Genomic DNA, 1,330 nt, shown 5'->3' on the forward strand with positions numbered 1-1,330 from the left:
CTGGACTGCACCCCTGAAGTGAGACACGATAATTACAGTGACAGGCATTTCGAGGATGACCTGTGGCAGGACGAGGAAAGAAGCGTCAATTTCCGACAGCTTACAAAATCAAGGCGATCAAGCGGGTCGAGCGGGGCGAAGGTGTGCTCCCCGTGGCTCGCGAACTTGGAATCTCCCGCAAGAGTCTCCATGACTGGGTCAAGGCCTGGAAGGCCTATGGGCCAGATGGATTGAACCGGAAGCCCGGGCCCAAGCCAGGCCCTCGCAAACTCAAACAGCTTGCGACATACGACGACAAGCGCTCTGCGCTCGTGCGGGCAAACGCCCGCATTGCCGAGCTCGAGCGGCTAGTAGGCCGCCAGCAGATGGACCTCGATTTTTTTCGGAACGCCTTGCGCGCATTGGAGCGGCCGGCAGCGCAAGGCAAGCCCGCATCCGCCTCATCGAAGTCATCCAAGCCATGACATCGGAGAGAACTGACGCCAACGCCGACGTACAGCGCCTGTGCCGCCTCGCGGGCTTGCCGCGCGCGACCTATTACCGGCATCTCAACAGGCACAGTCGTGAGGCGACCGAGTGCGAGCTGCGCGACCAGCTCCAGCGCATTTGCCTCAAGCATCCATTCTACGGCTATCGGCGGGTGACTGCCTCCCTCAGACGCCAAGGCATGGTCGTAAATGCCAAGAAAGTCCTGAGACTTATGCGCGAAGACAACCTGCTGGCGCAGCGTAAGCTGCCGTTCCTGAAGCCGCCTGCGGAGCGACCAACGGGCGTCCTCGTCGTCCCCAATCTGGTGCGCGGCCTGGTGCCGTCCGCACCCGACCAAATCTGGGTCGCGGACATCACCTATGTCCACCTCGCCAAGACCTTCGCCTATCTCGCCGTCATACTGGATGCATTCTCGCGCAAGGCCGTCGGCTGGGCCTTTGAAAACACGCTCGATGCCTCACTCGCCATCGCCGCTTTGGAGAAAGCCCTCGACGCACGGAAGCCGAAACCCGGCAGCCTGATCCATCATTCCGATCGCGGCGTGCAATACGCTTCCATTGCCTACCGCCAGCAGCTCGCCGATCGCGAAATCACCATCAGCATGAGCAGGCCGGGCAACCCCTTCGACAACGCCAAGGCTGAAAGCTTCATGAAAACGCTCAAGGCCGAGGAGGTCAACGGCAAGGCCTTCGCGGATCTCAATGACGCCCGTCGCCGCATCAACAGCTTCATCGCGGAGGTCTACAACAAGGAGCGCCTGCACTCGGCGCTCGGATACCAATCGCCCCTTGAGTTCGAAACCGCCTTCGCGCAAAACAATGCGCGGTAACGCATCGTGACA

General features: G+C 60.8%; 2 protein-coding genes. Both read left to right on the forward strand.

What is annotated here, in order from left to right:
• Positions 1-62 precede the first annotated feature (62 nt).
• Positions 63-464: a helix-turn-helix domain-containing protein gene (locus M2427_RS42060; RefSeq protein WP_280712568.1), complete on the forward strand. Its 402-nt coding sequence runs from the start codon at positions 63-65 to the stop codon at positions 462-464.
• Positions 461-1,318, forward strand: coding sequence for an IS3 family transposase (locus M2427_RS42065; RefSeq protein WP_280712569.1), 858 nt, complete (start codon positions 461-463; stop codon positions 1,316-1,318). The genes M2427_RS42060 and M2427_RS42065 overlap by 4 nt, the downstream gene beginning before the upstream one ends.
• The last annotated feature ends 12 nt before the right edge of the window (positions 1,319-1,330 follow it).

It is taken from the genome of Bradyrhizobium sp. BR13661 (assembly GCF_029892425.1).
GTDB lineage: Bacteria > Pseudomonadota > Alphaproteobacteria > Rhizobiales > Xanthobacteraceae > Bradyrhizobium.